Source organism: [Actinomadura] parvosata subsp. kistnae (assembly GCF_900323885.1).
In the GTDB taxonomy this organism is placed as follows: Bacteria; Actinomycetota; Actinomycetes; order Streptosporangiales; family Streptosporangiaceae; genus Nonomuraea; species Nonomuraea composti.
This window is the reverse complement of record NZ_OOHJ01000018.1, coordinates 477154-504019: the sequence shown is the minus strand read 5'-3', so window position 1 is coordinate 504019 and position 26866 is coordinate 477154. Positions and strand designations below refer to the sequence as shown.

21 protein-coding genes, 1 tRNA gene and 3 pseudogenes are annotated in these 26866 nt (G+C 67.4%); 7 read left to right on the top strand and 18 right to left on the bottom strand.

All coding sequences use genetic code 11. The features are described from left to right. Window positions 1-79: 79 nt before the first annotated feature. From KIS93_RS22395 to KIS93_RS67575, 3 genes are read right to left on the bottom strand one after another with little or no spacing between them, the layout of a single operon-like run. Entirely contained in the window at window positions 80-1123 is a 1044-nt protein-coding gene (locus KIS93_RS22395) for a cobalamin biosynthesis protein (RefSeq protein WP_080045813.1), read from the bottom strand. Further along, on the bottom strand, window positions 1107-1514 hold the full coding sequence (locus KIS93_RS67580; RefSeq protein ID WP_281261991.1) for a phosphotransferase: 408 nt from the start codon (window positions 1512-1514) through the stop codon (window positions 1107-1109). Before KIS93_RS67580 ends, KIS93_RS22395 begins: the two co-directional genes overlap by 17 nt. Window positions 1515-1543: 29 nt before the next feature. Beyond that, window positions 1544-1909, bottom strand: a complete 366-nt coding sequence (locus KIS93_RS67575) for a phosphotransferase (protein WP_281261978.1) — start codon at window positions 1907-1909, stop codon at window positions 1544-1546. A gap of 90 nt (window positions 1910-1999) precedes the next feature. Between KIS93_RS67575 and KIS93_RS22385 the strand changes: the two genes are divergently transcribed. Together KIS93_RS22385 and KIS93_RS22380 are read left to right on the top strand one after the other, a co-directional pair. Next, the gene (locus tag KIS93_RS22385; RefSeq protein WP_080045814.1) at window positions 2000-2734 is read left to right on the top strand and encodes a ZIP family metal transporter; all 735 of its coding nucleotides are present in this window, start codon (window positions 2000-2002) and stop codon (window positions 2732-2734) included. 54 nt (window positions 2735-2788) lie between these two features. Then, window positions 2789-2862, top strand: a tRNA-Arg gene (locus KIS93_RS22380). A 172-nt stretch (window positions 2863-3034) separates the two neighbouring features. Here KIS93_RS22380 and KIS93_RS69065 read toward each other — a convergent pair. Beyond that, window positions 3035-3181, bottom strand: a complete 147-nt coding sequence (locus KIS93_RS69065; RefSeq protein WP_080047573.1) for a tyrosine-type recombinase/integrase — start codon at window positions 3179-3181, stop codon at window positions 3035-3037. Between the two features lie 56 nt (window positions 3182-3237). Between KIS93_RS69065 and KIS93_RS22370 the strand changes: the two genes are divergently transcribed. Beyond that, on the top strand, window positions 3238-3393 hold the full coding sequence (locus tag KIS93_RS22370; RefSeq protein ID WP_186404388.1) for a hypothetical protein: 156 nt from the start codon (window positions 3238-3240) through the stop codon (window positions 3391-3393). Window positions 3394-3884: 491 nt separating this feature from the next. Here the strand turns inward: KIS93_RS22370 and KIS93_RS69060 are convergent. The 6 genes and pseudogenes from KIS93_RS69060 to KIS93_RS22340 all read right to left on the bottom strand — a co-directional run. After that, a pseudogene (locus KIS93_RS69060) lies at window positions 3885-4010 on the bottom strand (hypothetical protein); the annotation flags it as partial. A 533-nt stretch (window positions 4011-4543) separates the two neighbouring features. Then, on the bottom strand, window positions 4544-5596 hold the full coding sequence (locus tag KIS93_RS22360; RefSeq protein WP_080045816.1) for a Wadjet anti-phage system protein JetD domain-containing protein: 1053 nt from the start codon (window positions 5594-5596) through the stop codon (window positions 4544-4546). After that, window positions 5593-10008 (bottom strand): coiled-coil domain-containing protein, encoded by a 4416-nt coding sequence (locus KIS93_RS22355; RefSeq protein WP_080045817.1) that lies wholly within the window; start codon window positions 10006-10008, stop codon window positions 5593-5595. The genes KIS93_RS22360 and KIS93_RS22355 overlap by 4 nt, the downstream gene beginning before the upstream one ends. Beyond that, window positions 10005-10736, bottom strand: a complete 732-nt coding sequence (locus KIS93_RS22350) for a hypothetical protein (RefSeq protein WP_080045818.1) — start codon at window positions 10734-10736, stop codon at window positions 10005-10007. Before KIS93_RS22350 ends, KIS93_RS22355 begins: the two co-directional genes overlap by 4 nt. Next, the gene (locus tag KIS93_RS22345) at window positions 10733-12265 is read right to left on the bottom strand and encodes a hypothetical protein (RefSeq protein WP_080045819.1); all 1533 of its coding nucleotides are present in this window, start codon (window positions 12263-12265) and stop codon (window positions 10733-10735) included. Before KIS93_RS22345 ends, KIS93_RS22350 begins: the two co-directional genes overlap by 4 nt. 1620 nt (window positions 12266-13885) lie before the next feature. Beyond that, on the bottom strand, window positions 13886-16480 hold the full coding sequence (locus tag KIS93_RS22340) for a tetratricopeptide repeat protein (protein ID WP_080045821.1): 2595 nt from the start codon (window positions 16478-16480) through the stop codon (window positions 13886-13888). A gap of 752 nt (window positions 16481-17232) precedes the next feature. On the opposite strand from KIS93_RS22340, the gene KIS93_RS63530 reads away from it, so the two are divergent. After that, window positions 17233-17949, top strand: coding sequence for a transposase family protein (locus KIS93_RS63530; RefSeq protein ID WP_080045823.1), 717 nt, complete (start codon window positions 17233-17235; stop codon window positions 17947-17949). 14 nt (window positions 17950-17963) lie between these two features. On the opposite strand, the pseudogene KIS93_RS69055 reads toward KIS93_RS63530, so the two are convergent. The 3 genes and pseudogenes from KIS93_RS69055 to KIS93_RS22330 all read right to left on the bottom strand — a co-directional run. Beyond that, window positions 17964-18122, bottom strand: a pseudogene (locus KIS93_RS69055) (hypothetical protein); the annotation flags it as partial. Between the two features lie 322 nt (window positions 18123-18444). Continuing rightward, window positions 18445-18789: pseudogene (locus KIS93_RS69050) on the bottom strand (hypothetical protein); the annotation flags it as partial. 179 nt (window positions 18790-18968) lie between these two features. Continuing rightward, window positions 18969-19337 (bottom strand): SIR2 family protein, encoded by a 369-nt coding sequence (locus KIS93_RS22330; protein ID WP_155129254.1) that lies wholly within the window; start codon window positions 19335-19337, stop codon window positions 18969-18971. Window positions 19338-20146: 809 nt separating this feature from the next. On the opposite strand from KIS93_RS22330, the gene KIS93_RS22325 reads away from it, so the two are divergent. Both KIS93_RS22325 and KIS93_RS22320 read left to right on the top strand, forming a co-directional pair. After that, window positions 20147-22717, top strand: coding sequence for a DNRLRE domain-containing protein (locus KIS93_RS22325; protein ID WP_080045825.1), 2571 nt, complete (start codon window positions 20147-20149; stop codon window positions 22715-22717). 14 nt (window positions 22718-22731) lie between these two features. Further along, window positions 22732-23130, top strand: a complete 399-nt coding sequence (locus tag KIS93_RS22320; protein WP_155129260.1) for a hypothetical protein — start codon at window positions 22732-22734, stop codon at window positions 23128-23130. A gap of 96 nt (window positions 23131-23226) precedes the next feature. On the opposite strand, the gene KIS93_RS22315 is transcribed toward KIS93_RS22320, so the two are convergent. The 4 genes from KIS93_RS22315 to KIS93_RS22300 form a co-directional block, all read right to left on the bottom strand. Further along, window positions 23227-23601: a hypothetical protein gene (locus KIS93_RS22315; protein WP_155129263.1), complete on the bottom strand. Its 375-nt coding sequence runs from the start codon at window positions 23599-23601 to the stop codon at window positions 23227-23229. 54 nt (window positions 23602-23655) lie between these two features. Then, window positions 23656-24135, bottom strand: a complete 480-nt coding sequence (locus KIS93_RS63525; RefSeq protein ID WP_222107592.1) for an integrase core domain-containing protein — start codon at window positions 24133-24135, stop codon at window positions 23656-23658. Window positions 24136-24580: 445 nt separating this feature from the next. After that, a complete protein-coding gene (locus tag KIS93_RS22305) occupies window positions 24581-25453 on the bottom strand; it encodes an IS3 family transposase (RefSeq protein ID WP_080045828.1) in 873 nt (290 codons plus the stop codon). Beyond that, entirely contained in the window at window positions 25450-25749 is a 300-nt protein-coding gene (locus tag KIS93_RS22300; protein WP_186404387.1) for a transposase, read from the bottom strand. The genes KIS93_RS22305 and KIS93_RS22300 overlap by 4 nt, the downstream gene beginning before the upstream one ends. Window positions 25750-25844: 95 nt before the next feature. On the opposite strand from KIS93_RS22300, the gene KIS93_RS22295 reads away from it, so the two are divergent. Next, window positions 25845-26042, top strand: coding sequence for a hypothetical protein (locus tag KIS93_RS22295; RefSeq protein WP_155129270.1), 198 nt, complete (start codon window positions 25845-25847; stop codon window positions 26040-26042). Between the two features lie 146 nt (window positions 26043-26188). Here KIS93_RS22295 and KIS93_RS22290 read toward each other — a convergent pair whose 3' ends face one another. Beyond that, window positions 26189-26854, bottom strand: coding sequence for a DUF6461 domain-containing protein (locus tag KIS93_RS22290; protein WP_155129272.1), 666 nt, complete (start codon window positions 26852-26854; stop codon window positions 26189-26191). Between the last annotated feature and the right edge of the window lie 12 nt (window positions 26855-26866).

The window sequence follows — 26866 nt, the reverse complement described above, 5'->3', positions numbered from 1 at the left end:
GCACCGCCCCGCTTGCGCCTCCTGCCCCCGGGAGGCTGTGGCGGCCTTTACCGCGCGCCGATGGGATGCACCTTCGCCCTCACGGCCGGGAGGCGGTGGCGGCGCGGGTGCGGAGCCAGGCCGATGCGGCCAGCCCCGCCACTCCCGCCACACCGGCGGCCACTCCTGCCATCCCCGCCACGCCTGACGCCTTCATCCTCGCCATGCCGGCAGCCGTCACCACCGCCACCCCGGCGGCCGCGAGGCTGACGGCACGCGTCAGCCGTACCGCGCGAGGAATGTCCTCGACCCCGGGCGGCGGCCCATCACCCATGGTCGGCCGCTCCTCGACCCGCCCCCCGTAGACGTTCTTCCCCCCGAGCGTGACCCCGAGGCCGCCCCCGAACGCCGCCTCGCACCGCCCGGCGTTCGGGCTGGGATGGCGGTGACCGTCCCGACGCAAAATCGCCCGCGCGCGGCCCGGATCGGGTGCGGTCAGGACGGTGAGGACGCCGGTGAGCCGCGCCGGCACGTAGTTGGCCACGTCGTCGAGCCGCGCGGCGGCCCACCCGAACCGCTCGTAGCGGGGCGAACGGTGCCCGATCATGGCGTCCAGGGTGTTGATCGCCCGGTACGCCAGCATCCCCGGCACCCCCGCCACCGCGCCCCAGAACAGGGGTGCGACGACGGCGTCGGAGGTGTTCTCGGCGAGCGACTCGACGGTGGCCCGGGCCAGTTCGGGCGCCTCCAGCCGGCTGGGGTCCCGGCCGCACAGGTGGGGGAGGCGTGCGCGGGCACGTTCCAGATCATCGTGCTGGAGGGCATCGGCCATGTAGGCGCCCTCCCTGGCCAGCGTGGTGCCGCCGAGCACGGCCCAGGTGGTCAGGGCGGTGAGGGACGTACGGAGGACTCTGCTGCGGGAGGCGGCGCGCCCGGCGAGTACGCCGAGCGTGGCCGCGCCACCGACGCAGACGGCGACGTGCAGCACGCCGGGGGCTTTGCCGTCCGCGTACAGGGCCTGCTCCAGCCGCGCCGCGCCCCGCCCGAACACTGCGACCGGGTGTGCGGGGCTCTGCGGGTCGGCGAGGAGCCGGTCGAGGGCCACGCCGAGGGCAAGCCCCAGAGGGTCATACCAAATGGGCATGAAGCTCATCTTCGTGCACATCCAGCCACGCGGCGGCCCGCCGGATGCGCTCACCGGCACCGCCCGCCCACATCTTGGCCCAGTTGCCACCGGCCGTGGCGCGGGTGCGCATGACCGTGTAGGAGCGGTGGAACCGAAGCCGGGCAAGTTCGAGCAGCCGTCGGCGATCGCGCGGCGGCACCCCGTACGCGTCGCAGAACAACCGCAACCGCGCCCCCACCTCCACGCCGCGCAGGAGCGGAGCCCGATCGACGGGATCGGAAATGGGCGCCCAGTGCCGCAGAGTGGTCACGATGTCGAAGAGCCGGGTGGTCGGCCGAGCAAGATCAAAGTCAATGAACGCGTACGGCCCGGGTTCGCCGCCACCCTCCGTGCCCCGCCGAAAAATCACATTCTCCGGCGTTAAATCACAATGCCCGATCACCTCAGGAGGCCGATCATCGTTCGACCCCCTTCCCACCCCACATCCGCCAGCGGGAACCCGGCCGTCGCATCATGAAAGCGCCGCAACAACCCGGCAAGCTCCGCCAGCGCCTCATCGGTCACGCTCTCCAGCCGGAGCCCGGTCGTACCGGGAAGATAGGTGAGAATCTCGCGCCCGAACTCATCCATCCCCACCACCCTCGGCGCCCCGTCGAACCCGGCGGCCTCAAGGTGTCTGAGCAGGGCGTGCACGGCGGGCGTGGACCTACTGGCCGGTCTGCGCACGGTGTCACCGACACGCACCACCCCGTCTGTCACGTCCCCGCCCTGCAGCGGAATCTCATGCAGGAGCGTCGCGACCATGCCCAGACAGCTTAGACCCATTTGCCCCGCCCCCGCCTGGCCTTTTCCAACTCAGCACGCGCCGGCCCAGGCCCGCTAGCCTGCGGCTTCATGCCGATCCTGCTGTCGCTGGCGGCGTTCGTGATGACGCTGCTCGGCGGGCTCGTCGCCGACCGCATCGGCCGCCGCCGCCACCTCGTGCTGGGCTTCGCGGCCGGCGTCATGCTGGGCGTCGTCGCCTTCGACCTCCTCCCGGAGGCGCTGGCGCTGAGCCTGCCGTACGTGCACGGCGTCCCCCTGCCCATGCTCACGCTCGCCCTGGCCTTCCTCACCATCCACGTCGTGGAGCGCTCACTGGGCATGCACGACGCCCACGAGACCGACTACGCCACCCACCGACACGCCCGGGCGAACGTCGGCCTCACCGCCGCCTCGGCCCTCGTCCTCCACAGCTTCCTGGACGGCTCCGCCATCGGCGCCGCTTACCAGACGAACCCCTCCCTGGCGGTGGCCGTGGCAATAGGCGTCATCGCTCACGACTTCACGGACGGCTTCAACACCTACACGCTCACCTCCCTCTACGGCAACGCCCGCCGCCGCGCCCTCACCCTCCTCACCCTCGACGCCCTCGCCCCCATAGCCGGCGCCACCCTCACCTCCCTCCTCCCCATCCCCGACCCCGCCCTAGGCGCCTACCTCGGCCTTTTCGCCGGATTCCTCCTCTACCTCGCCACGTCCGATATCCTCCCTGAGGCCCACACGCCAAGACGGGCCACCGGCTGGACACTGACCGCCACCGTGCTGGGAGCCCTGTTCATGTGGGGTGTGATCGGGTTGACAGACTGACACGGGGAAAACATGTGCGTGACATGTCGCCGGATCATGCACAATAAGGCGGGAGCGCCCTTAGCTCAGCTGGATAGAGCACCGGACTTCTAATCCGTAGGTCGTAGGTTCGAATCCTACAGGGCGCGCTTTTCACCAGCGGAAACTCCGGCCGCGCCTGCGCCCTGGCGCGGCATGGGGCAAATATGAGGCAAAGCTGAGTCAGCTGCCCAGCGGCCGCCCCAGCGCGGACGCAGCGGTCAGCACCAGCCGGGCCGTTTCTCGGGCGGCGTGATGGGCCACCTCTGGCAGCACCGAGACTTAGGTGTCGGCGGTCAGCACGATGCTGGCATGCCCCAGCATCGCCTGCACCACCTTCAGATCGATGCGCGCGGCCAGCGCCAGAGTGGCGGCACCATGGCGCAGGTCGTGCAGCCGGACCGGCGGTTGTCCGGAGGCCGCGACCAGGCGGCGGAACCGGCCGGTGAGGTAGTCCGGGCCGTACCGGCGCGCCGCCCGTGGTGGTGAACACGTATCCCGAGTCCCGCCAGCGGGTGCCTGCCGCCGCGCTCAGCTTCTCCTGCCGCTCGCGGTGCCGGCTCAGCACCCGCACGGTCTCCGCCTCCAGGGCGACCACCCGGCAGCCGGCGGCACTCTTCGGCGGTCCGACCACGACCTGACCGTCGGCGTGCACCCGCTGCTGCGCCACCGTCAGCTCTGCGGCCTGCAGGTCGACGTCCGTCCAGCGCAGCCCGGCCAGCTCACCGCGGCGCAGCCCGCGCAGCGCGGCCAGCCACCACGCGGCATACAGGCTGTCCTGCGCGACGCCGGCCAGGAACGCCGCGAGCTGTTGTTCGGTCCAGACCGCTACCACTGGGCGTTCTCCCGTTTGTCGCCAGCGGGCCGTCCGCACGGCGGTCCAGACGACCGGATGCGGTCGGCGCGGCCGGGGCAGCGCCGCTCCGTTGGCCGGGTTGATGGGCATCAGCCGGGCGCGCACCGCCGCGTTCAGCGCGGTCCGCAAGGTGGCGTGGATCCGCACCACGGTCGCGGGCGACAACCGGCGGCCGGTCGGCGAGGGACGGGACGCCAGCGTCGCGAGCAGTCCGTTGACATCGCGCGAGGTCAGTTGGTGGAGCAGGATCCGTCCCAGCTGCGGGATGAGGTAGAGGCGGATATGGGTGGCGTAGCCCTGCCGGGTCGACGGACGCAGAGCGTCCTTGGTGGCCAGCCAGCGTGCCAGCCACTCACCGACGGTGCATCCGGCTCCTGCGCCGTCGCGGTGGGCAGTGGCCAAAGCCCGGCCTGTCGCCTGCGCTTCCTCGGGATCGGCGTAACCACCTTGGCGGATACGCTGCCGCTAGCTGTCCAGGCCGCGTACCTGCACCACGAAGTACCAGCTGCCGTGATCGTCATCTACCGGCAGCCGCGGACACGTCACGCCTCGCTGACGTCCTGTTTCCGTATCCACGCAGCTGCATCGCCTGCTGACCTGCACACGAGTCTTTGGCATCTGTCCCACCTCCACCTCCACGGTGTGCTACGACAGACGCGCCAGCCAGGGCTCGCACTCGATCAGGGATGGCCTCAGGTCAAGTGTCGGGGAAGCTCAAGCCGAAAGGAACCGATCAGTCGGCGTGAACGCGGGCTGGTCACCTGCCGCTGCAGTGCGGTCAACTGGTGCCGTATCACCAGGATTCGATCTCCTTGTCACGATCGGTTCGGCGGAGCAGTTTCAGGGACGAGAGGGTGGTCGTGGCCGTGGGGTAGGCCAAGACGGCGGACGAGCCACCTCACACCGATCCACCCACCAAGATCTTAAGGACACTCCTAAACCCTGTCGAGCACGTCCGGACGAGTCGACAGCAGCTCGTACCCAACCGCTTCCTGCGGAAGCCGGATGCCACTGACCAGCACGTTCCTGGCTCGTCCGGCGAGCGGGCCGAGCCACGCCGACACGCGCGCAGCCGAGTCCGCTGGAATGGGCACAGCAGGCCGTTCGTGGCCTGCCTCGAAGAGCAGTTCGTAGAGCGGAAGTGCCGGCACAACCGCGGGGAGGCCGGCGAGGACGGCGCTGGCGTAGGCCGCTGCGGGGATCTGCAGTCCTTGCAGATCCACGTCGCCGAAGTAGACGATCCGGTCGGGTCTCGGGGACAGCAGCGGTACCGACAACACCGCCGATGGGAACTGGTTACCGGTACCGTAGCCCACATGCCGTCCCGGACCTGCGGCAGCGTGGCGCCGAGTGGCCTCCAGAAGTGAGGTGTAGGTGTGGTGGTTCTCCGCGATCAGCAGTGCCGTACCACGGGGGTCGGGGCGCCCAGGAACCCATTGGGAGACGAACGGGATGGGCACCGGGTGACAACGCAGCAGTTCGAGGGTCAGCGCCCCTGAGACGAATAGCCGGTTCGTCACAAGCCCATCAAGCCGTTTCTCATCGCCGAACAGCTCCAAGGACCGTTCTCTCATCGGCACGCTCGGCCTCGCCGCCCCTCCGTTGCGAAGAAAGGCGGCCACCGTCTCGAGCACGCTGAACTCGTCGTGCCTGGTTGCGATCCGTCCGGCGGATTCGAGCGCGGGTGGCCACACTCGTACGGCCCTCGCCTCGCGCACGACCCGTTCGCGAGGAGGGCGGCGGACCCAGAGCGGCAGGGGGGGCGCGTCTCGCGTGTCGAAATGCCGGGAGGTGCTTGGGAATATCACCGACCCGGCAACGGCCAGCTCGTTCAGCGCGTGGTGGATCTCGGCACGTGCGGTCGGCGCCGTCGCCAGGCGCCGATCGAATGCGACCGCCGCGTCGTACAGCGTCTCGATCTCGATCTTCTGTCGCGGTGATGTCGTGACCTGTTCGGCGAGATGTTGGGCTAGGGAGCTCAGCTTCATGATGCAGCGCCGTCCGTCGTCTCATCACGTGTCAGGCGGACGCCGGTGATGCCCTCCACCGCGGATCCGAAGCGTTCCTCCAGGACGACGTACCTCCGCGTACGGAGTGTTCCTGGTGCGTTGCGCATTCGCAGCACGTTCGGGAATTGGCCGACGGCGCCGAGGTCCTCCACTCCGGTGGTGTAGATGAGTTGCACGCCATGAGCGGTCGCCACCTCGCGCTGCAGCCGCAGGAGCGCCACGTGGCTCGCGGTGCCCAGCGGATTGTCCAACACGAGGGTGCCGCCGAGCGCTGCCCTTCCTCTGCCCCGGTTGACGGCGCGCAGCCGGGCGAGTGTGCAGTAGAGCGCGACGCACACGGTCAGCTTCTCGCCGCCGGAAAACTTGCCGAGGCGGGTCACGTCGACCGGTTCGACCGCCAGATCGCTGTTGGGTTTTAGTACTTTGACGGTGAACCCGCGTGGTGCCACAGCTTCGTGGACACATCGCTTGAGGAGCGCGAAACCCTCGGGTTTCGACTTCTCGACCACGATCCGGTCAACGACCGCGTCAATTCGTGCGTGCAGGTCCTCCTCGCTGCTGGGGCGGGCGAACCGGATTCGGAGGAAGTGCTGATCGGCCCATCCGCCCAGGGTCCCGGGCAGTTTAGAGTGCCGGTTTGCGGACTCCAGGTTCGCGAGCACGTCCTGAACTAGTGCGGCGATCTCCACCACGACGAGCCGCTGATCGCGTCCGATGTCGGCGAGCTGGCCGTCTATGGTGGTGCGACGCGCCCGCATCTCTTCGGCGCGGACGGCGGCACGCTCGCCGAGCGTTTCAGGATCGTCACCGGTGAATCGATCTCTGATCGCATCGGGGATTCCGGAGAACCTGCCCTCCGACGCCAGCCTGCGCACAGCGTCGATGGCTTCGTTCGTCTTGATCCTCGCTACGGTTACGATCTCCGCGGTAGAGGCCAGGCGACCGAGTACCGCCCGTGTCTCCGACTCGGCCCGCGCATCGTCGCCGTCGAACGCTGCCACTCCATCCACCACGTCGGCCGGCGCGGCAGTGTCGGTGAGACGATGCGCGCGCTGTGCGAGCACCTGCGCCGCGGTGTCCGCCTCGCTCGCGGCTGAGACCGCGTCGTCGGCCTCCCTGTTCAGAGCGGTCACTTGTCCACTCATGTCGGTCGCAGTCGCCGCCTGTATCGCGGCGAGCTCCCGCGCCTCGGCTTCGCCTGCGGGCTCGACGTCGAGCTGGGCGTGCCGCAGCCTGTCGCGCGGCGTCCGCTCAGTGACCTCTTTGCGCGCCTGTTCGAGCTGGAGAATGGCACGGCTCAACCCCTGCTGGGCCTGATCGGCCTTCTCCCGGGATCGGCGTCGCGCGATGGCACGCCGTTCAGGATCCTGCCCATCGCCCGTTTCGAGCAACGACGCCGCACGTTCGCGAATGGCCTCCGGATATCCCACGAGCGCCTGTTCGGCGCGTTCGGCGCGACTGATGAGCCCCGTTAGCCGTTCTGCGAGCACGGATTGCGCTGCCACAGCATGCCATTGAATGTCGAGATCGTTGAAACGGCTCGTCAGCATGGACAGGGGGTCGTCCGTCGGGGTGGCGACGTCCTTGCGGCCCGCATCGAGCATGGAGATCGCGCGGCCTTCACGTTCGTATCGTTCCTTGTTGGATCTGTGCTCGGCGGCTTCTCGTTCAGCGGCGCGCTCGGTCTTGCGCCACTCGTTCGCGAGAGTGGTGGCTTCGTCGGCGACCCGCGTGTACGCCCGGACGTCCCGGTCTCGTTGTTCGATGTCTCGCTTGAGTTCCTGCAGTGTTGAGACCTTGGCGACGAGGGCTGTCAGGCGCTCGATTCTGCTCGCGAGCAGGTTGAGATTGTCGGACAGCCGTTGCTCTGTGGCCGCGTCCGCGAGGTCATGGGCTTCGAGTTCGTCGATCTGAGAACCAAGTGTTGCGTCGGTGCTGTCGATCATGTCGATGGCCTGCCGGCATTCCTCGGCCCTGATCTCCAAGGTGTGCAGGTAACCGGTTGGGCAGTCGCGCAGCAGGGATTCCAGCACCTCCAGCAGCGTTCGGTCCGCCTGTGTCTGCTCGTGGAGTTCGGCGATTCGCCGTTCCTGCTCATGGCGCCGGCGTTCACGTTCTGCCCGCGCATGTTCCGCCGCGGCCGGATCGTACAACGCCGGGTCACTGGGCACCGCCGACCATTCAGGGGCAGCCGCATTCAACGCCTGCTGCATCTGGGTCGCGGAGCATACGGTGACGTGGGCGATCGACCAGCAGCCCTGCTTTTCCAGAGCGAGGTGGGCCTTGCCGAGGTCTGCGTCCGCGACGACCACGCCCGCGGCGAGTTCCGCAACGATGGAGTTCCGCAACGCGACGGCGCGTGCGGGCTCGCTCACCAGGTCACGCAGCAGCTCCCATCCCGGCTGCGCAGTCACTTCGCCGGCGATCGCCTCGGCAACGCGCTGGGCATCACGTGTGGTCGGGAGGAATGCGTCGGTGCGCAACCCGTCCAGCGCACGATCGTCGTCGGCCGCATCGACACGGGTTTCCACGATGACCGATTCGGCCGTCGAGACCGCATGTGTCAGCGCGGCACGAAGGTTGGCCGCTTCGGCCCACAGATCGAGCCGCCCATCCTCGCTGAGCTCCATGAGTTCAGCGAACCTGGCGTTGGTGGCCAGCATGCTGACGCGAGCGGAGAGTTTCTCGTGGTCGGAGACGAGTTGATCCCGTTCGGAGTTCCTGGCGGCCCGCTCGGTCGCCAGGGCTCTCCGCTGCTCACTCAGTGATGTGCGCAGCGCCGGCCGGCCAGCGCGCCGTGCGCGTACCTCATTCAGAAGCTGGTTCGCCTCGTTCTTGGCTGCCCGTGAGTCGCCGAGAACCTCAGCGGGAACCGCTTCTCGATCGGGTAGGTCGCCCAGGTTGGCTGCGGTTTCGATGGCTTCTTCGATGCTTGCCATCTGCAGGCGGAGGTTGTCCGCGCGTTCCTCCGCTTTGGCGGAGAGTTCCCGGTTGACGCGCACGCGCTCCTCTTCGGTCGCGGCATGGGACCTCGCGGTCTCCGCCGCTGAGGTCATCTGCTCCTCGGCGGTACGTTCGTCAGCCGCGAGAGCGGCGTAGCGGGCCTTGAGAAGGGCCGCGGCGTCATCCCGTGCCCTGCGCAGCGGAGCGGTCTCTCGCTCCGTCTCGGTCATCTGCCGGCGCACCGACCGTGCTTGATCCTCTGCCTCCGCCCGCTCGGCCAGGGGGCCGACCGCTTCCCAGGCCAAGTCGTCATTCTTTGTGGCGGTGGCTGCCGACTTCGCCTCTTCGGCTGCCTTGGTCACCGCAGCGAGCCGATATGTGGCCGCGATCCTGAGCAACTCATTCGCGACGTCGTTCAGTCGGCCGCGTTCGCTGTCCAGCCTATGAGCCTCGCCGCGAAGCCGCTTCGCCTCCCCGGCGAACCATTCCCTGTCGGTTTCCTGCGCCGAAGCCGCGCTTTGGAACGCGGCTGCCAGCAGAGCGGCCGCCTGCTTCGCCTCGCCTGCTTCTCGGTCCGCTTCGTTGGCGAGATGGTGTCTTTCGGCCAGCGTGTCAAGTATGCCGGACATCTCAGCACAGAAGTCACGATCCACAAGCAGATCTGGTTTCCGACCAAGGACGTCGATGACCTTCCGCAGATTGGCCGCGACGAGCTCCGGCTGAGCGCTGTCCACGGTCAAATCGATCAGGAAGTCGATGAATTTGTCCGTGGAGGGGAAATTGAACAGCTCGGCGACCCCGCCCTCCGAGTGATTCATCTCCTTCTGATAGCCGAACAAGATCGGATCGACATTTCGCGCGATAAGTGTTTCGGTCCACACACCGCGCTGATCAGTGATCGCGAACGAGAACTGCTGCGGCCGTGACGCCGCGATCTCCCGCAACAGGCGAACGAACTCGGCCATCGGCCGGGTGCGGCCCGTTTCATCGTGAACGGGAAGGTGATCGAGATCGAGCACGCCAGGCACCTCGAAGAACGAGTAGTACCACCCTCTGAGCTTCTCACGATCACGATCGGGGTCGACGGGTTTGCGGCGGTCGATCCATTCGTATAAGGCTCCGGTGATGAGTCGCGGCGGGGGCAACAAGCTGTCGTCGGACTGCGCGATCCATTCAGCGACCGTGTGGCTCGTGTCGCCGGAGGCGATGTAGTCCTCCAGGTACCGCTTGACGGACTTGCCCATGAAGTCTTTCCGCAAGGGCAGGAGCAGGGCGAAGAAGAGCGAGAGCAGACTTGACTTGCCGCCTCCGTTACGCAGCCAGAGGATCGAGTCAACGGGCTCACGCGAACCGTCTGCGTCTGACGACACGTCCAGTGTGAGATCCGTGAACCGGGCAGCCCTGTCGCCGACGTTCGCCAGCCGCAGACGAGACAGCTGATAAGTCACGGTGCCGCCTCCCGGTCGTGGTCGCCACGTCTGATGGCGGCCAATACGTCATATGCGGCGTTGCCAGCGAGTTCAGCGGCCTGGATACGGAAGCGTTCGAGCAGTTGGAAGACCTCAGGACCGCGGGCAGGTGCTGACCGGGCGAGGGCTTGGTCGACCATCCAGGTGAGCACGTGCGCTACCCAGTAGGTGGAGGACGCGGGGGACCGGCGTGCCTTGCCCTTTCCTCTGTCCGCCTTGTAGCCGGGCGACAGACGGTCATAGGTACGCCACGCTTCGTCAAGCGATCCCTGTGCCTGCTCGGGTGTGCGCTTGAACCGTTCGCACGTCTCGCGGAGAAAGCGTTCGAGCTCGTCGACCGACACCCACCTAACTCGGTCGTCATCGAAGTCGGCCGGCGTCGGGAACGCGTAGGCGGCGACCGCGACGCTGACGAGTCCCACCAGCAATCGTTCGGTCACACCACCGACGTTCGGCAGGTCCGAGATGCGATAGGCGAACACCGACTCGCGGCGCACGCCGAGGACAAGTCCCAGATCGGAATCGGACAGCACCTGAGCCTCGAGTCCCTCGAGGACGCTGTCCACGGCGTTGCGGAACTCCACGTCGGCGCGGTAGCGGCTCAGCAGTGCGCGATAGTCGTTGTCCGCGCCGGGCCGCATCTTCGGCCTCAGGGCGCAACCGATGAGCACACCCACATCGGCGAGATCGCGTTGGCTGAGGGTCATGAGGCATCCCGGTCCGCCACCGCCGCCCACCGGCTGAGCGACTCCTCGTCCTGCGCGACGATCAGATCATCGCCCGACCAGCCGGGCAGGGTGATCCGCGCGCCATCGGCGTCGACCGCCGCCGCGGCGCCGAGGACGCGAGCAGCCGTGTCCACCGCCGTGGACACGTCCTGCGCCGTCTCGGGTGCGTACTTCCACAGCGCGGCGAGAACGATGACCTGCTCGACCTCCGCGGGCAGGTCCGCCGCCCGGGCGGAAAGCAGGAGATCTGACAGGCGCGCGGGCAGCCCGACCTCGTCCACCAGGCGTGCGGCGGCACCCAGCACCTCCGGAGGTATGGCGGGAGGATCGGGATCGCCGAGCTCCTCGTCGGGAACTGGCGGATCTTCCGGTGAAGGCGCGCGTCGTGGCGCGAGAAGGTCATCGACCAGGTCGGCGACGCGCACGACCCTCGGCACCTGGCCGCCTGACACCAGGACGGCGAAGGTCTCAGCAGGCTCCACCGCCACGTCGGCGCGCAGGACAAGCAGCGGGAGGAACAGGCCATCCATGATGTCAGGGTTCCGCAGCCCGCCGACCGGCCGGAAGGACTGGCGGGCCTGCTCGTCAAGAAAGATCGTTCGTGCGTTGACCAGCTTTCCGTGGAGCTCGGTGTGCCGATGACGGCACTTCTCCAGCAGTGCTGCGATGCGCGCCGAGGCCTTGGAGACCTCCGGTTCGGTGTCAGGAGCGTCCAGCGCTCTTCGGAGATGGCCGAGCAACGTGGACTCTGCCGCGAGCCGTTCCTCCAGGTGCGTACGGTTGCGCTCCAACTGTTCCGGCACCTCCCTGACCCATTGGGGAAGCACGGTCCGAATGTCCCGCACCGTGTCCGCCAGCAGCGTCCGCAACTCATCGGCATAGCGGATGGACAGGAGCAGCGATCGTTCCGCCGCCTTCTCAGCCTGGCCGAACGCTCCGCGTTCGAGCTGCCGCGCGAGCATGAGCTCGATCGCAGCCTGCTCGTCCTCGACGTCGAACTCCAGCCCGCCCACCAGGGCGTTGATAGCGTCCGTCGAAGCCCGCAGGACGTTGACGCCTCTGCGGTGATCCTCATGCTCGGTCAGTAGCCGGAACTCGGCCGTTCCGACTCGATGGCGGACCGAGCCGTCGTCGTCACGTCCGAAGATCGAGATCTGGTAGCTGAACGGCGCCTCACGTTCCTTGCGGTTGAGCAGCGCGTCCACCACATACCGCGCCACCGCGCCGTGTTCATCGATGGAACGTTCCGGGTGGGCGGCGGCGGCCAACACGGCCAGCCCCGCAACCGCTTCGTCGTAGGTGACCTCTTGATCGAATCCCTGCTTAGCGATCACAGCATCGATGGCGGCCAAGGCGAGCGTCACGACGTCGTACTCGCATCCGCCCCACATCTGCCGTGCGGCGTTGTCCGCCGCGTCGGCCACCGGCCGGGCCCGCAGGAGCGCTCGCACGCGATCCCCGAACGACTCCTCGAACACCGCCCCGCCCACGGTCGAGAGATCGCTCACTGAGGCGTAACCCCCTTGGTGTGCCGACATCCGCCGCAACAGCGTGATGGCCGGGCAGCGCCCGCATCACAAGTCACTATCTTTTGATCGCAGAAAAGCCGGCTACGGTTACACGCGGCGAATAGCGGGAGCTCTGCCGGGCCGGACCGACTCCTTCGCTACTTTCCGCCTCGTTAGGCCCGGTTCGGGAGCACTCTGGAGGCATGGCGAAGACGCCCCGTACCAATCGAGCGGCACGTTTACGGCTGTGGCGGATCATGGCGATCGTCGTGCTGGCGGCCGTGCTGGTGTGGTTCTTTGCCGATCCGCTGCACCTGCCCACAGAGGTGCTGGAGGTGCTGGATCAGCGGGCCAGCGTGGTCGGCATGTTCACTGGCATGGCGTTGGGCGCGGCCGCCCTGCTGGTCTCCGTGGCGGCGCTGCGCGCGCAGGTCCGTGTCGAGCGGGCCCAGCAAGCCGAGCAGCCCGCCGCTGGCGCCAGGCACCGTCGCAGGAGTCGCCGCGGGTGTCGGCCTCGGGGGAGCGGTCGGTCGCCATCGGTGGCGACAACTCCGGCATCGTCTCCATCGGTGACGGGGCACGGAACGTGCAGATGCGCGCGCAGGCCTCAGGCCAGGGCCGGGTGTACCAGGCGGCCGGCGACCAGACCATCCATGAGGGCGATGACCGGCGGCACACCTACGGCGGCGATCACCTTGAGTTCCACCACAACACCTTTCATGGCGAGGTCGTCGGCAAGCAGGTGATCAGCCCCGAGTCCGCCGCACCGGACCGGGATAACGATGGGCGGCACCGACGGCGGCCACGACGCAGACGACCACAGCGCCGGCACCCCACGGCGCGGGCCACCACATCGACTTCAACCACGACGACATCGGCAAGGCCGTCGGCGTCGAACACCACTACACCTATCCGCCGCCGCCGGGACAGATCGTAGAAGGTGACGTCCCGCGATGCCCGCCCGGGTTCCAGCGGCGTGAGCAGCTGCTGCAGCGGCTGGCCGGCTTGCTGGGTGACCTGGCTCCGGCCTCAGGCCAGGGTCAGGGCTGGCAGAAGGGTGAGACAGGCGACCGGCACTGTGGGGCGGTGGTGAGCGGCGCCCTGGGCGGCACCCCCCGGGGTGGGCAAAACCATGCTGGCCGCCTCTTAAGGAAGTGAACTTCACCGCTCCCGCGCGCGGGGACCATGAATGACCCGCACCGGGCGGTTCGAAGCGATCGCGGTGATGGCGTGCCAGGGTCTGCTGGTACAGGCTGCTGGCGGGTGCTGCAGGTGTCCGAGTCGAGCTACTACGCGTGGCGCGGCTGTGCGTCCGTGGCCTGGGCGGCGCGGCATGCCTGGCTGACCGATTTCATCCGCCAGGTGTACGCCGAGTTCGCCTGGGACCCGTGGCGTCGCCGATCGGGCACGACGCGGTGGCCATCTTGATGCAGTGCGCCGGACTAAAGGTGCTACCCGGCAAGCGGCGGCGTCGTCCGGTCGCGTAGTTGCTGGCCGCCGACGGCTTCGTCGATCGCGGCATTGTCCGCAACGGGCTGATGTGTGGGTTACCGATGTCACTGAGCATCGCACCCGTGAGGGGAAACCGTATTGCTGCGAGGTGCTGGAGGTCTACTCTCGTCACATGGTCGCCAGAGTGGCCAGGTACTCGGCGGCCGTGGTCTCCTCGGGGACGCCGAGTCGCCTGTAGATCTCCACGGCACGCAGCAACTCGGTCACCGCGACTTTCCGATCCGCTGTCGCGGCCGCGCAGCGGGCGACACCTTCCAGCGCGTGCGCCTCATCCAAAGGGCTTTTGATCTGCTGGGCAAGGTCCAGTGCCTGCCAATACATTGGGACTGCCTGCTCTGGGCCAGCGCAGGCGGCCAGCAGGGCTCCGGTGTGGTTGAGTGCCTCGGCCTCTCCCTGGGGGTCTCCCACCTGGCGGAACAGTGCCAGTGCCCGCTTCAGCAGGTCAGCCGCCGCTGGGTGCTTCCCGGTTCGGGTAAGAAGGCAGCCAAGCTGCTGCATCGCGTTGGCCTGTCCGAGTCGGTTGCCGAGCTGTTCATATAGCGCCAGCGCCCGCTCGTGCAGGTCGGCCGCCTGCGTGTACTTTCCGGTCAGGTGTCGGGTGCGTCCCAACGCGTTGAGGGCGTGGGCTTGCCCACTACGGTTGCCGAGCTGTTCATATAGCGCCAGCGCCCGCTCGAACAGGTCGGCCGCCTGTGCATAGTCCCCGGTGATGCGCAGGGGACGCCCCAGATCGGTGAGGGCATGGGCCTGCCCGAGGCGGTCGCCGAGCTGCTCAAACAACGCCAGCGCCCGCTCATGCAGGTCGGCCGCCTGCAAGTACTCCCCGGTCACGCGTCGGACCCACCCCAGGCTGTTGAGGGCGTGGGCCTGTCCGAGGTGGTCGCCGAGTTGGTCGTAGAGCATCAGCGCCCGCTCGAACAGATCGGCCGCTTGCGTGTACTTCCCGATCACGCGCCAGACGCGCCCCAGATCGGTGAGGGTGTGGGCCTGTCCAAGCTGGTGGCCGAGTTGGTCGTAGAGCGTCAGTGCCTGCTTGAGTAGGTCAGCCGCCTGCGTGTATTCCCCAGTCATGCGCTGAACCCACCCAAGGTTGTTGAGGATATGGGCCTGTCCGAGGTGGTCGCCGAGTTGTTGATGGAGCTTCAGTGTCCGCTCGAACAGGCTGACCGCTTGCGCGTACTCTCCGGTCAGATAGCGGATGTCGGCCAGTTGGTGCAGGGCGGTGGCCTCGGCGGCTGGATCATGCTGCATGTGGGCGGCGTTGGCGGCGGTGTGGTGCAAGGTGGCGGCCTGCTGCCAGGGGCCTTCCTGGCGTAGGTAGGCGGCCATGGCCGCGGTCAGCTCGATGAGAGGGAAGGGCAGGCTTTGGGTAGTGGCATGCTCCAGACAGGCCAGTAGATTGGCGTGCTCTGTGCGCATCCACGCCAGCGCGGTGTCACGGTCGGCTAAGTCTGGGCCGTCCAATGCGGGATCGGGGCCAGCTGGGGGTAGGGCAGGGTACGGGGTGCGGGTCAGGTGGGAATCGGCGGTTTGGGCGGTACGAGTGTAGTAAGCCAGCAGCCGATCGGCTGCCCGCTCGCGTTGCTCGGCCGTCTCACAGACGGTGGCCAGGTCGCGGGTGTAGGCGCGTAGTAAGTCATGGAGTCGGTAGCGGCCAGGGCCGGGCTCGTCTAGGAGATGATCGACATACAGCGCCTCCAACTCGCGACGGGTTTGAGTCAGAGGGATGTCAGCCAGGGCGGCAGCGGCATAGAGGTCGATGTCCGGACCCGGGTGTAGTCCCAGGTGTCGGTACAGCCGCTGCCGGGCGGCCGGCAAATGCTGGTAGGACATATCGAAAGCGGCGCGCACCGCCCGGTCCCCGGCCTCCAACTCGCCCAACCGGTCGGTTGCGGCGGCGAACTCGGTGGCAAACGCATGCAGCGGCCAGGCGCGCTTGTGCGCGATCCGGCCAGCCAGGATTGTGATCGCCAGTGGCAGATGGCCGCACAAGTGCACCAAGCCTGCCACCGCCTCAGCGTCCGCCCTGGTCAGGGTGCCGCGCCCGGCGAGCCGGGTGAACAACGTGATCGCCTGCTCGGGCGGAAGGGGGGCCAGGTTGAGGGATTCGGCGCCATCCAGGCCGATCAACCGGCTGCGGCTGGTGATCAGTACCAGGCAGTTGGGCGCGCCGGGAAGAAGGGGCTCCACCTGGGCGTGCCCGGTGGCGTCGTCCAGAATGAGCAGCACCTTCTTGTCGGCCAGGCGGGAGCGCCAGCGGGCGGCCCGCTCGCCGAGGTCGTCGGGGATCTGGCGCGGGTCCATGCCGGTGCGAGCCAGGAGCCGACCCAACGTCTCGCCGGGGTCAGCGGCGGGGACGTTGGGAGTGTGGGCGTACAGGTCGACAAAGAGCTGCCCATCGGGATAACTAGCAGTCAGCAGATGCGCCACGCGAACGGCTAAGGCAGTCTTGCCGACGCCGGGCATGCCGTCGATGGCGTGGATGGCCACGATCCCGGTGCTCTGTGCGGCGGCGGTGGTGAGGTGACGCAATTCCTCTTCGCGGCCGGTGAATGCAACCATGTCACGGGGAAGCGTGCGCATCTCCGGCGATACCGGTGGCGACAGTTGGTGGATATGTTGGTCACCGGCGGCGATGTACTGGCGAGCCTGACCGTCGGCGTGAGCGTCGATCCGCACCTGGGGTTGGTCGTCGCCGCTCATAGCACGGTGGTCTGCTGATCGTGGCCTGTGATGTACCACCGCGCCGGGTCATCCGCGCGGTCGGGGACGTTTATGGTCGGGGCGCTGATCTGCTGTCCAATGGACAAGGGGAGGCGCAGATGCTCACTCGGTAGGTGCTGCAGAAGCGGCCCTAGCGTGGGACCGCCATCCAGCAGGCAAGGCAGCCATAGGCGCCACATATTTTCCAGGGCATGTGCGGTGTCGGCGGTGTTCAGCCGACTAGCCTGCTGGGGGCTGGATGTGGGCGGTATCCGGGTCACTCTGCACCCCCTTGGCCCTCTTGGGGCACGGGGTACGCCACGTGGCCACCATCCTGGTACGAGTCTGGGTACAGGCGTCGGTAGCCATCGCCCCCTGCAGCTTCGTCGCCGCGGCCGACATGATCGGGTCCATCCCATTCCACTCCTGCAAACAACTTAGGACTTCACGGTAGACACGCCCAGGGATCACGTACACAGAAAACGCGAACATGATCTGGAAATCGGGATGGTAGAAACGGCGCGGTCTGCCTGATCGTTGCCAGTTCGGCTCGTCGGTCGCTACCACAACCACGTCTGCCGATATCTCATTGCCAGTTCACGCAGCCCTTTCCAACCTGAAGTTGCAGTCACGTCTGTCAACGACGACCCAATCCTGGATCAGGCACACTTTCCGTGATCGGAGCCGTCGAGTAGATCACGGTTCGGCCGTTCCGGCCGGTAGCCGAGTCTCCGATCACGAGCATCTGCAGCGTGTTGATCAAGGAGCTGTTTGGCGTCCTGTTCCCTCATCTGGTCGGCGTGTGCGTTGATCAGGTCTTCCGGTCGGGGACCACGGTAAGGATCCGGGCCAGGACCGGCACCGTGGAGGCCGCCTGCCCGGCCCGTGGAACGCCGTCGCAGCGGGTGCACAGTCACTACGAACGTCGGCTGTCCGATACCGCGGTCGGAGGCCAGGAGGTGCTCATCCACCTGCGGGTGCACCGGTTCTTCTGCCGCACATCCACGTGCGCGAAGGCGACGTTCGCCGAGCAGATCCCGGGTCTGACCGTCCGATATGGCCGCCGCAGTGTCTGGGCGGCGGGAGCGTTGCAGGCCATCGCGCTGGCGTTGGGCGGCCGTGCCGGAGCCCGGCTCGCCGGCCGGCTGGCGTCCTCGGTGAGCCGGATGACGCTGATCAGGCTGATCCGTGCCCTGCCCGACCCCGGTCTTGAAGCCGGTCCGCGGGTGCTCGGCGTGGACGACTTCGCCCTGCGGCGGGGCCTGAAGGGTGTCAAAACTGGGCCCGAGGCCCTGACCTGCCTCTTCATGACTGCATCCGTTGGTCAGCCAGCGCGCTGGTACTCGTTGATCAGCTTGCCGAGGACTTGCCGGCGTTCGATCCGGCCCAGCGGCAGCGGGATCACGACGGAGTCATTATCGGTGGGCGCTCGGAGGGAGAGGGAGCGGTGTGGCCGGTGGCGATTGTAGTGATCGGTGTACTCGTTCAGGACGGTGTGAAGGTGCCGTTCGCCGAAGATCAGCAGCCGGTCGGTGCACTCTGTGCGGGCGGTCCGTACCCATCGCTCGGCAAACGCGTTCGCGCGAGGCGCCCGCGGCGGGATCTTCAGCACGTGAAACGTCGTCGCTGACGAAGACCTCATCGAAGCTGCTGGTGAACTTCGTGTCCCGATCCCGGATCAGGAACCGGAACGCGCCGGCACGGTCCTTCAGATCGGCGAGAAGGTTACGGGCTTGCTGGGCAGCCCAAGCGCCATCAGGGTGGGCGGTCACGCCGAGCACGTGTACGAACCGGGTGCCGACCTCCACCACGAAGAAGACGTACAACCGGCGCAGCGTGACGGTGTCCACCGTGAAGAAATCACACGCCAGCGTGCTCGCGGCATGGGCGCGCAGGAAGTCGCGCCAACGGTCATCAGCCCGTCGCGGTGCCGGACCGAGCCGTGCTCGTTTCAGGACTCGGCGGATCGTCGCACCGCTGACTCGGTGGCCCAGATGCCGCAGTTCGCCACGGATACGCTCGTAGCCCCAGCGAGGATTCTCCCGCGCCACCCTCTGGATCAATGCCACGACCGCCGAATCGGTCGCAGGCCGTCCCATCCTCCGGTGCGGGTAGGTCCAGTGACGCGCGACCAGACGCCGGTGCCAGCGCAGCAGCGTCCCTGGTGTCACCAGTCGGTGGGCGCGCAGCACCGCCAGCAGTCCTTGGGCCAGCGCGGACAGCACTGCTCGATCGGCCCATGACAGCCTTGGACGACCAACCTGACGGCGCAGCACTGCGACCTCGTGCCGTAGTACGAGGATCTCCATGTTCTTGGTCGCGTCGTTACGAACCAGCAGCGTCAGCCAGCTCATGATGCGGCAGAAGATCAGATAGAAGAGACGGAGCGTCACGAGCCTCGAGCATGCCGGGCCCAAGCCACTGCTCAGACCAAGAAGCCAAGACAAACCCGCAGGTCACGGCTGTGAACGCGGAGTATTGACACCCTTCAGGCCCGCTCGATGAGCGCATCGTAGTTCGTGGTTGCGATCGTGTCGACCGGCAGGCTGGAGAGTGCCTCGTGGACGGATGTGGGCAGTACAGCATTGCGACTGAGCGCAAGTCGCAGATGTAAGATCAAGCTGTTGCGGCCGTATTCGGTCTCGTAGGCTTCAGCCAGGAGAGGAAGTTCGTTGCGGACCGATCCCGCCCAGCCACTCGGCGACTCTACATCGGGAAGGCTGTCCTGGAGTGGGGCGAACAGCTTCTCCCACGATGGCAAGCCCGCGCCGATCGATAGGCCGGCGCCCACAAAAAGGGAGAGTCGACCGAGCCGAAGCTGGTTAGCCAAATGTGTCAACGCTTCGGGAGTCACCATGGCCACACTCCGCGATCATTGACGCACCGACAATTGTGCGCCGCGTGCATCCATCGTCATGGATCGCTGAACGCTTGGGAAGCAAATCTCAAAACCTGCTCTGCGCAAGGTTGAGTTGCACAGGCATCAGGCATGGGGATGACGGAGCAATGCTTGAGACCTGTGGATCGGTCGGGAAGCGGTGTACCCTCCCGGTGATCATGTGATGCCACCAAGCATGACCGATCACTTGCGCACCGACCTGGTTGCCAAGGCTCTGCGGCAGGCCTGCGCCCCTCGCCGGCCGAGCGGGCCGGTGATCTTTCACTCGGATCGCGGCTGTCAACTTGGGTTCGGCCGCCCGTCGCCAGGGGGCCAGGATTGGGTCGCCGTTGATACTGCTGGCCGGCGCCGCCCTTGGGCCGTTCATCTGTACGTTGCCTGTCCGTTGGCGAGCTGACGTCCTGCCCTGACCTACGGTCTTGCGACCACGGGCGGCGGACCGGACCTTACACGGCTATTGCGTATCCGTAATTCCTGAAGTAACTTGACGGCGCCTGACAGCGATCATGGAAAGGAACGACTTAGTGTTCGCAGCCTCCAGATCCCGGCGACGCTTATTACCCGCCGTAACAGTCGGCTCCCTCTTAATCAGCGGCCTGGTGGCCACCCAAGTCCCCGCCTCCGCAAGCTCCCCATCAAGCGTCAGACTCGTCCAGGAAGACCCTGCACAGCCGGTAGAGCTCCTCGGAGCCGCGACCGAGACCATGCGAGCCACACGACACCCCGACGGCCGCATCGGCGTAGAAATCTGGTCCCAGCCCGTCCGCGTGAAGCAGACCGCGGGTGACTGGGCGTGGATCGACACCACACTCACTGAGCAGAACGGCGTGCTACGGCCCAAGGTCGCCAAGGCCGGAGTCGAGTTCTCGGCCGGAGGCGACGGCGCACCGCTGGTGTCGTTCAGCCCCTCCAGCGAGAAGGCGGTCAGCCTGAGCTGGCCGACGGCCCTGCCCCGCCCCACAGTCACGGGCAACAAGGCGACCTACACCGACGCTGCGGGCCCGGGCGCCGACCTGGTGCTGACGGCGCTCCCCACGGGGTACCGGCAGGAGATCCTCCTGCGAGCCAAGCCCGCCCGACCGCTGCGCCTCACTCTTCCCGTCAAGGCTGATGGTCTCAAGATCGCGACTACCAAGGATCGACGGCTCGAGCTGACGGACTCGTCAGGGCGCAGGATCGCGCACGCCTTCAACGCCTCCGCGTCGGCCGCGCCAGTGAACGGTAAGGCGGCCACGCGCAGCGCGCGTAAGCCGGGCCGGGTCGAGACGAGCCTCGGCGGGACGGCGGATCGGCAGTCGCTGACGATCGCGCTGAGCCAGGAACTCCTCGACGACACGGCGACCAGGTATCCCCTGACCATCACCTCGACAGCCACGCTGTCGCTGGAGAGTGACGCCGACGTCGCCGACGATGGTCTCGTCACCGACCCCGCGCGCGCGTTCCTGACGACCGGGACGATCTTCGGCTCGCTGAACAGAACGTACCTGCGCTTCAATACCAGAGGGCTCATCGGCAAGCAGGTGGTCGATGCCAAGCTCTCCATCCTCAACACCGACGCGCCCGGCTGCGGCGATCCGGTCGGCGACGGGATCCAGGTGCGCCGGGTCACCAGCAAATGGGACACCGAGACTCTCACCTGGGAGAACAAGCCCTCCTCCACCGATGAGGGAGCCCAGACGATCGCCGGGGCCTACGCCTCGGACTGTGGTCCGGAACGGCTCGAATGGCCGGTCAAAGACATCCTGCAGAGCTGGGCGAGCGGCGGCGGAAACTTCGGGCTGGAACTCCGGGGCGCCGACGAGCCGAGCCTTGACGACAACTGGCGGGTGCTGGCCTCCTCGGAGTACGGCGGACCCGACTCGGCTCCCAAACTGACGGCGACGTTCGACAGCTTCGGCGAGCCCACCGTCGTGTACCCCGCCGGCAGCGACGGCGTCGAGGTGTTCACGGCTCCCGACCTGTGGCGCAGGGGGATGCCGATGGCCGAGGCGCAGGCCCACGCCCTCGACGTCGCGGACGCGCGGGTCGAGGCGGCCTCATCCGTGCTCGCCCCGCCCGTGGTCGACATGGTCACCGGTGAAGTGGTGACGCCGGCAGTCACGGCCGAGGGCCAGGGCACCGCCTCGCAGCCCCTGGTCGGCGCGGCCTACCTGAGCAACGGCGGCGCGGAGTGGAGCTACGGCGGCGGCTACGACGGCGCCGACGAGACGGACGAGGACGGCGACGGCGCGCCGGGCGTCTCCGAGCCCTTCAACCTCAGCCCCCGTTCACCTCTGGTGACCAACAGCGCCGCTCGGCTCCAGGGCATCGCCGACGAGATTCTCAACCTCGACGCCCAGATCCCGGGTGCGGACAAGCTGATCGCGAGCTCCATTTGGGAGGCCCGTAACCAGGTCATGGTGCAGGCCAGCGAGGTCACTCCGGAACTGCGGCTCGGGCTCGCGCAGCGTTATGGGGCGACGACGGTGTCGATCTGGCTGCGCCCCGGGCTGCAACGCCCGTCCCGGCTGATCGCGGGGCCAAACGACCCCGACCCGGACCTGTCCACGTTCAAGTGCTCGAACGACAGCAAGGGTAACGAACTCGACTGCCGTCTCAAAGACGGGATCGTCAACAATCCCCGCTGGGCTCTCGGCGTGGACTTCTACATCAACGGAGGCAGCCGCTACGCGGCCCATGGCGGCAAGTGCACCACCGGGTTCGCCTGGGGCACCAAGTCGGACAACTACTTCCTTACGGCGGGGCACTGTCTGCCCACCAACATGCCCGCGAACGCCAAAGTCGGCCTGACCGATGGCCGCGTCCTGGGCGATCAGGCGGGCAGCACGTACACCGACGGCAAGGGGAGCGTCATCGGTCAGAACGGCCTCCAGGGCGACCTGGCGCGGTTCAAGCTCGCCACGCGCGCCCAGACCGCTTCGATCTTCATCAGCGACAACAACAAGGACAGCGAGAAGGCCCCGGTCGCCGGTAAGTGGAGCCGCAGCCCCCGGGAGAACGACGAATACTGCACCGGCGGTTACCGGACAGGGCAGGAATGCGGCTGGGTGGTCTCCGACGCTTCGACGAGGGCGGAGTATGACGATGGCTCGACCACCGAGGAGGTGATCCCCGTGGTGGAAGGCCACAGATTCGGGACATGCACCTGGAGCGGAGACTCCGGAGGCCCCGTATACACTATCGTCGACAACGGACCTGCCCAGGGCTATATAACGGCCAAGGGCATCATCAGTGGCGGCACAGCGGCGGAATCCGGGCTCTGTGCCCAATACTTCACCGATATCCGGCGGGCGACCAAGGCATTCGGAGGCGATATCAAGAAGCGCAAGGTCAGCTGAGCGAGCCGGAACGAATGATGACCCGACGGACGAAAGCCACACCGACATGGGCGCTGGCGGCGATCGGCGTGCTCCTGGCCGCGGGGTGCGCCCGGCAGGCGGACTGGTATCCCATCGAGTCGGCAGAGGCCGGCCCGGACGGCCGTACGATCACCGCCACCATCCTCACCGGCAAGCCGGGGTCCGATGGAAAGTTCTGCGATGAGGTCACCGGCACCATGGTGTCCGAGACCGGCGACCGGGTCGTCCTCGGCGTTGAGGTTCGCGATGTCTGCGAGCCGCTCTTGCCGTGGGAGAAGCGGATCTCCTCGAACATGGGGTACGCGCGCGAGTATCAATTCCACCTTGACAGCCCGCTGGCTGGGCGGCCCCTGATGGACCGGGCAACCGACCAGCGGATTCCGATGTTGTAGGAGCCGCCGTGTGGGCGGCGGAAGGAAACCGCCGCCCGCACGGCACGATCACCGGACGGTCTGGCCGTGAAGCTTCCACCAGGCGCCTTGTGAGGCTCAATAGGATTCGGGGGCTGACCGGCCAGTTCTCGGAGTGGTGCCGCTGGTCAGCTGACGATAGGCCGTGAGGTCGAGGCCACCTCGACGTTCGGGGAGGTCGGCTCTCCTCGCCACGGCCACGACGATCGCCTGCAGCCCGGCGGTGCGACGCTGGTACCGCACCGTCAGCCCAGCGATCTGTTCGGCGAAAGTGACCTTCGGGCAGGCAGGGTTCTCGCAGTACAACCGGCGGACCAACAAATCGGTCCGCACCGGACGGCCACCGACCGCTTCGTCGGCGACATGCCGCTCGTACCGGCTGTTCTCCCAGTCGGAGGAACGGCCACAGCCCGTGCACATGGCCGATCCCGCCCGGGACCGCGCGGAGATCACCTGTGCGGTGCCAAAACGCGGACACTGCTGCTGAGCTGGGCGTTTGCCGAGTGATCAGGCTGCTCTGCGGTACTCGTTGACCAGGCCTGCGACGGTCCTTCGACGGCGAATCCGGGAAGTCATGTCGATCACCTTGCTGGGGTCGTGCAACGGCGGGCGGAGCGAACGGCCCTGATGCGGGCGATGATGGTTGGAGTGGTGTTTGTACTCGGCCAGAACCTTACGCAGGTGCCGCTCACCATGGATGAGCAGGTGATCGAGGCACTCACGGCGTAGCGTTCCCACGAACCGCTCCGCGAACGCGTTCGCTCGTGGCGACCGCACGGGCGTCTTGATGACCCGTACGCCGGCGGCGGTGAACACCTCATCGAACGAGCGGGAGAACTTGCCGTCACGGTCCCGGATGAGAAACCTGAAAGCGCCGGCGCGCTCGCCCAGATCCATCAGCAGGTTCCGGGCTTGCTGGGTGGTCCAAGCGCCCGTGGGGTTGGGAGTGAGGCCTAGCAGGTGTATGCGGCGTGTCTCGTTCTCCATGACGAACAGGACGTACAGGCGTTTGAGGAAGACAGTGTCGACGTGCAGGAAGTCGCAGGCCAGGATGCCGGAGGCTTGGGAGGCGAGGAACTGCCGCCAGGTCGGTGAGCTCTGGCGTGGCGCTGGGCCGAGCCCGCCCGCGATGAGGATGCGGCGGATGGTGCCTTCTCCGATCTGATGGCCGAGGCTGAGCAGTTCACCCTATATCCGCCGGTGCTTCCATCGTGGGTTCTCTCTGGCCAGCCGGATGACCAGCTCACGCAGTTGGTCCGGGATCGGTGGACGTCCGGTCGCGTTCGGGTAGGTCCAGCGTTGATTGACCAGCCGGCGGTGCCAGGCCAGCAAGGTGCCCGGCGTCACGATCCGATGGAGACGTAGCCGCGTGGGCAGCAGTCGCGCCAGTGCTGAGCTTGCTCCGTTTCGACGGACACGATCGTTGTGGTGGTCAGGCCGCTGCGACTGCCTCGTAGTCGGCGGGGCTACGGTAACCCAGGCTGCTGTGCAGGCGATGCAGGTTGTACCAGCCCTCGATGAATTCGAATATCGCGCTGCGGGCTGCGGCGCGGGTCGGCCAGGACCGCTGATCGAGGAGTTCGCCCTTGAGAGTGGCGAAGAACGACTCGGCCAGCGCGTTGTCCCAGCACTGACCGGTCCGCCCGACCGACAACCGCACCCCGAGCCGTGCGGCCAGCCGAGCGTAGGCGGCACTTGTGTATTGACAGCCCCTATCCGAGTGAAAGATCACCGGCCCGGCCGGCCGGCGACGGGCCCAGGCCTGCTGCAGAGCCTCGGCAACCAGGTCGGTGCGTAGGTGATCGGCCATCGCCCAGCCGACCACCCGCCGGGAGGCGATGTCGATCACAGTGGCCAGATACAGCCAGCCCTCCTCGGTCGGCACGTAGGTGATGTCGCCGCACCAGCGCCGGCCGAGCCCGGTCGGATCCGGCCTGAAGTCGCGCAAGATCAGGTCCGGCCGCAGGCTCACGTGCGGGTCGGGGATCGTGGTCTGTCCCCGCCAGCGCCGATACCGCCCGGCCAGGCCCAGCACGCGCATCAGCCGGGCCACCCGCCGCCGGCCGCACCGCTGCCCGTCCCGCTGCAACTGCGCGTGCACCCGCGGCGCACCATAGCTGCCCCGTGAGCGCGCGTGCACCTCGGCGATCTGCCCGGCCAGCTCAGCATCGCGCACCGCACGCGGACCGGGCACCGCACTGCGTCGGGCGTAGAAGGCGGCACGGGAGACCCCCAGCAGCTCACACGCCCGTTTGACGCTGTGACCGCCCTGCTTCTCCGCCTCGATGAACGGGTGCACGCTCACCGGGTCTCCCTCACGAAGAATGCCGTCGCCCGCTTGAGCACATCGACGTCCTCGCGCAGCCGCCGGTTCTCCCGCCGCAGCGCCGCCAGTTCCTCCCGCTCACTGCTGGTCAGCCCGTCCCGCTGTCCCTCGTCGATCTCGGCCTGGCGCACCCACTGCCGCACCGCCGTCTCGGTCAGATCGAAGTCCCGGGCCACCTCACGGATCGACCGGTCGCCCCGCCGGCACAGCTCAACGATCTCGGCCTTGAACTCCGGCGTGAACGAGCGGCGAGGACGCGGCTTCTTCTTCCCCATGCTCTCCATCATGGACATCCTTCCGGGGACGAACCCCTGATCTCGGATGTCCGTCAAACCGGATCAAGCCCAACTGCTGGCTGCGCCTGCTGACCTTGCACGACCAGGACGGCCTGGCCCGCGCCGAACCCGGCACCATGCGCTACCGGCTCTACCACCTGCTTGCCCGCCTGGCCCACCGCGTCCGCCACCGCTGCTTGCGGATCGACCGCACCTGGCCCTGGGCCGGGGCGGTCGTCCTGGCCTGCAACGGCTCAACGACCTGCCCGCTTCCACTTGAGAGCTGGACCTGAACCCGGACAATTCGGGAAGGAGCCTCATCCAGGTCCCCCGGAGTCCGGGCCTCACAGCGTCACGCGACGGCCGCCCCAACCGCACCGGGACATTACGGGCAAGCCGCAGAGCCACTCACACAGCGCAGTCCGCTGCAGAACCGATGCTAGTCCCAGTCCTCCCACCGCAGCCAGCGGTGCTTGCTGAACAGCCAGTCGTGGGTCAGGCGGACGCCAGTCAGCCGCTCGGCCACGGCCAGCGCGAACGCCCGGAAGTCCGCGGCGCGCTCACCGGAAAAGTCTCCGATAAGGTCGTCCAGCAGGTGCGGCTGATCTCCCTGCCGGTGGAAGGGCTCCTCTCCCCACTCCAGGAACTGCAGCGTCGTCAGTGGCCGCGCATCCCGGTAGTAGTCGAGGCTGTGGCTGTTGACGCCCGAGTAGACGTTGAGGGCCCTACCATCCTTCGCGGACAACTCGCGCAGGGTCTCGTGACCGGAACCGGTGTCGCCGTATTCGGGCTCCACGACCACCACCCAGGGGCCGAGTTGCCCGGCCATGGCGCTGCAGGCGACGCCGCCTGCCTCCTCTCGCGCCTCGAAGCCGGCGTTCTCCGCCTCGGCCACGTTGTAGCGCAGGCCGGTGTCCAGGCCGCTGCCGAAGACGCCGGCCACCTCGTCGAGGGTGAGCCCCTGGCACCAGGTGATGCAGAGCGTTTCCGAGAAGTAGCCGGCGATGTTCCGGTAGTGCTCCTCCACGTCGTTCACGGGCATTCCTTGTTCGTCGGCGAGCGCCGACCAGCCGGGCTGGCTGGTCGGCGCCTTGTCGTGAGTCACCTTGACATGCCG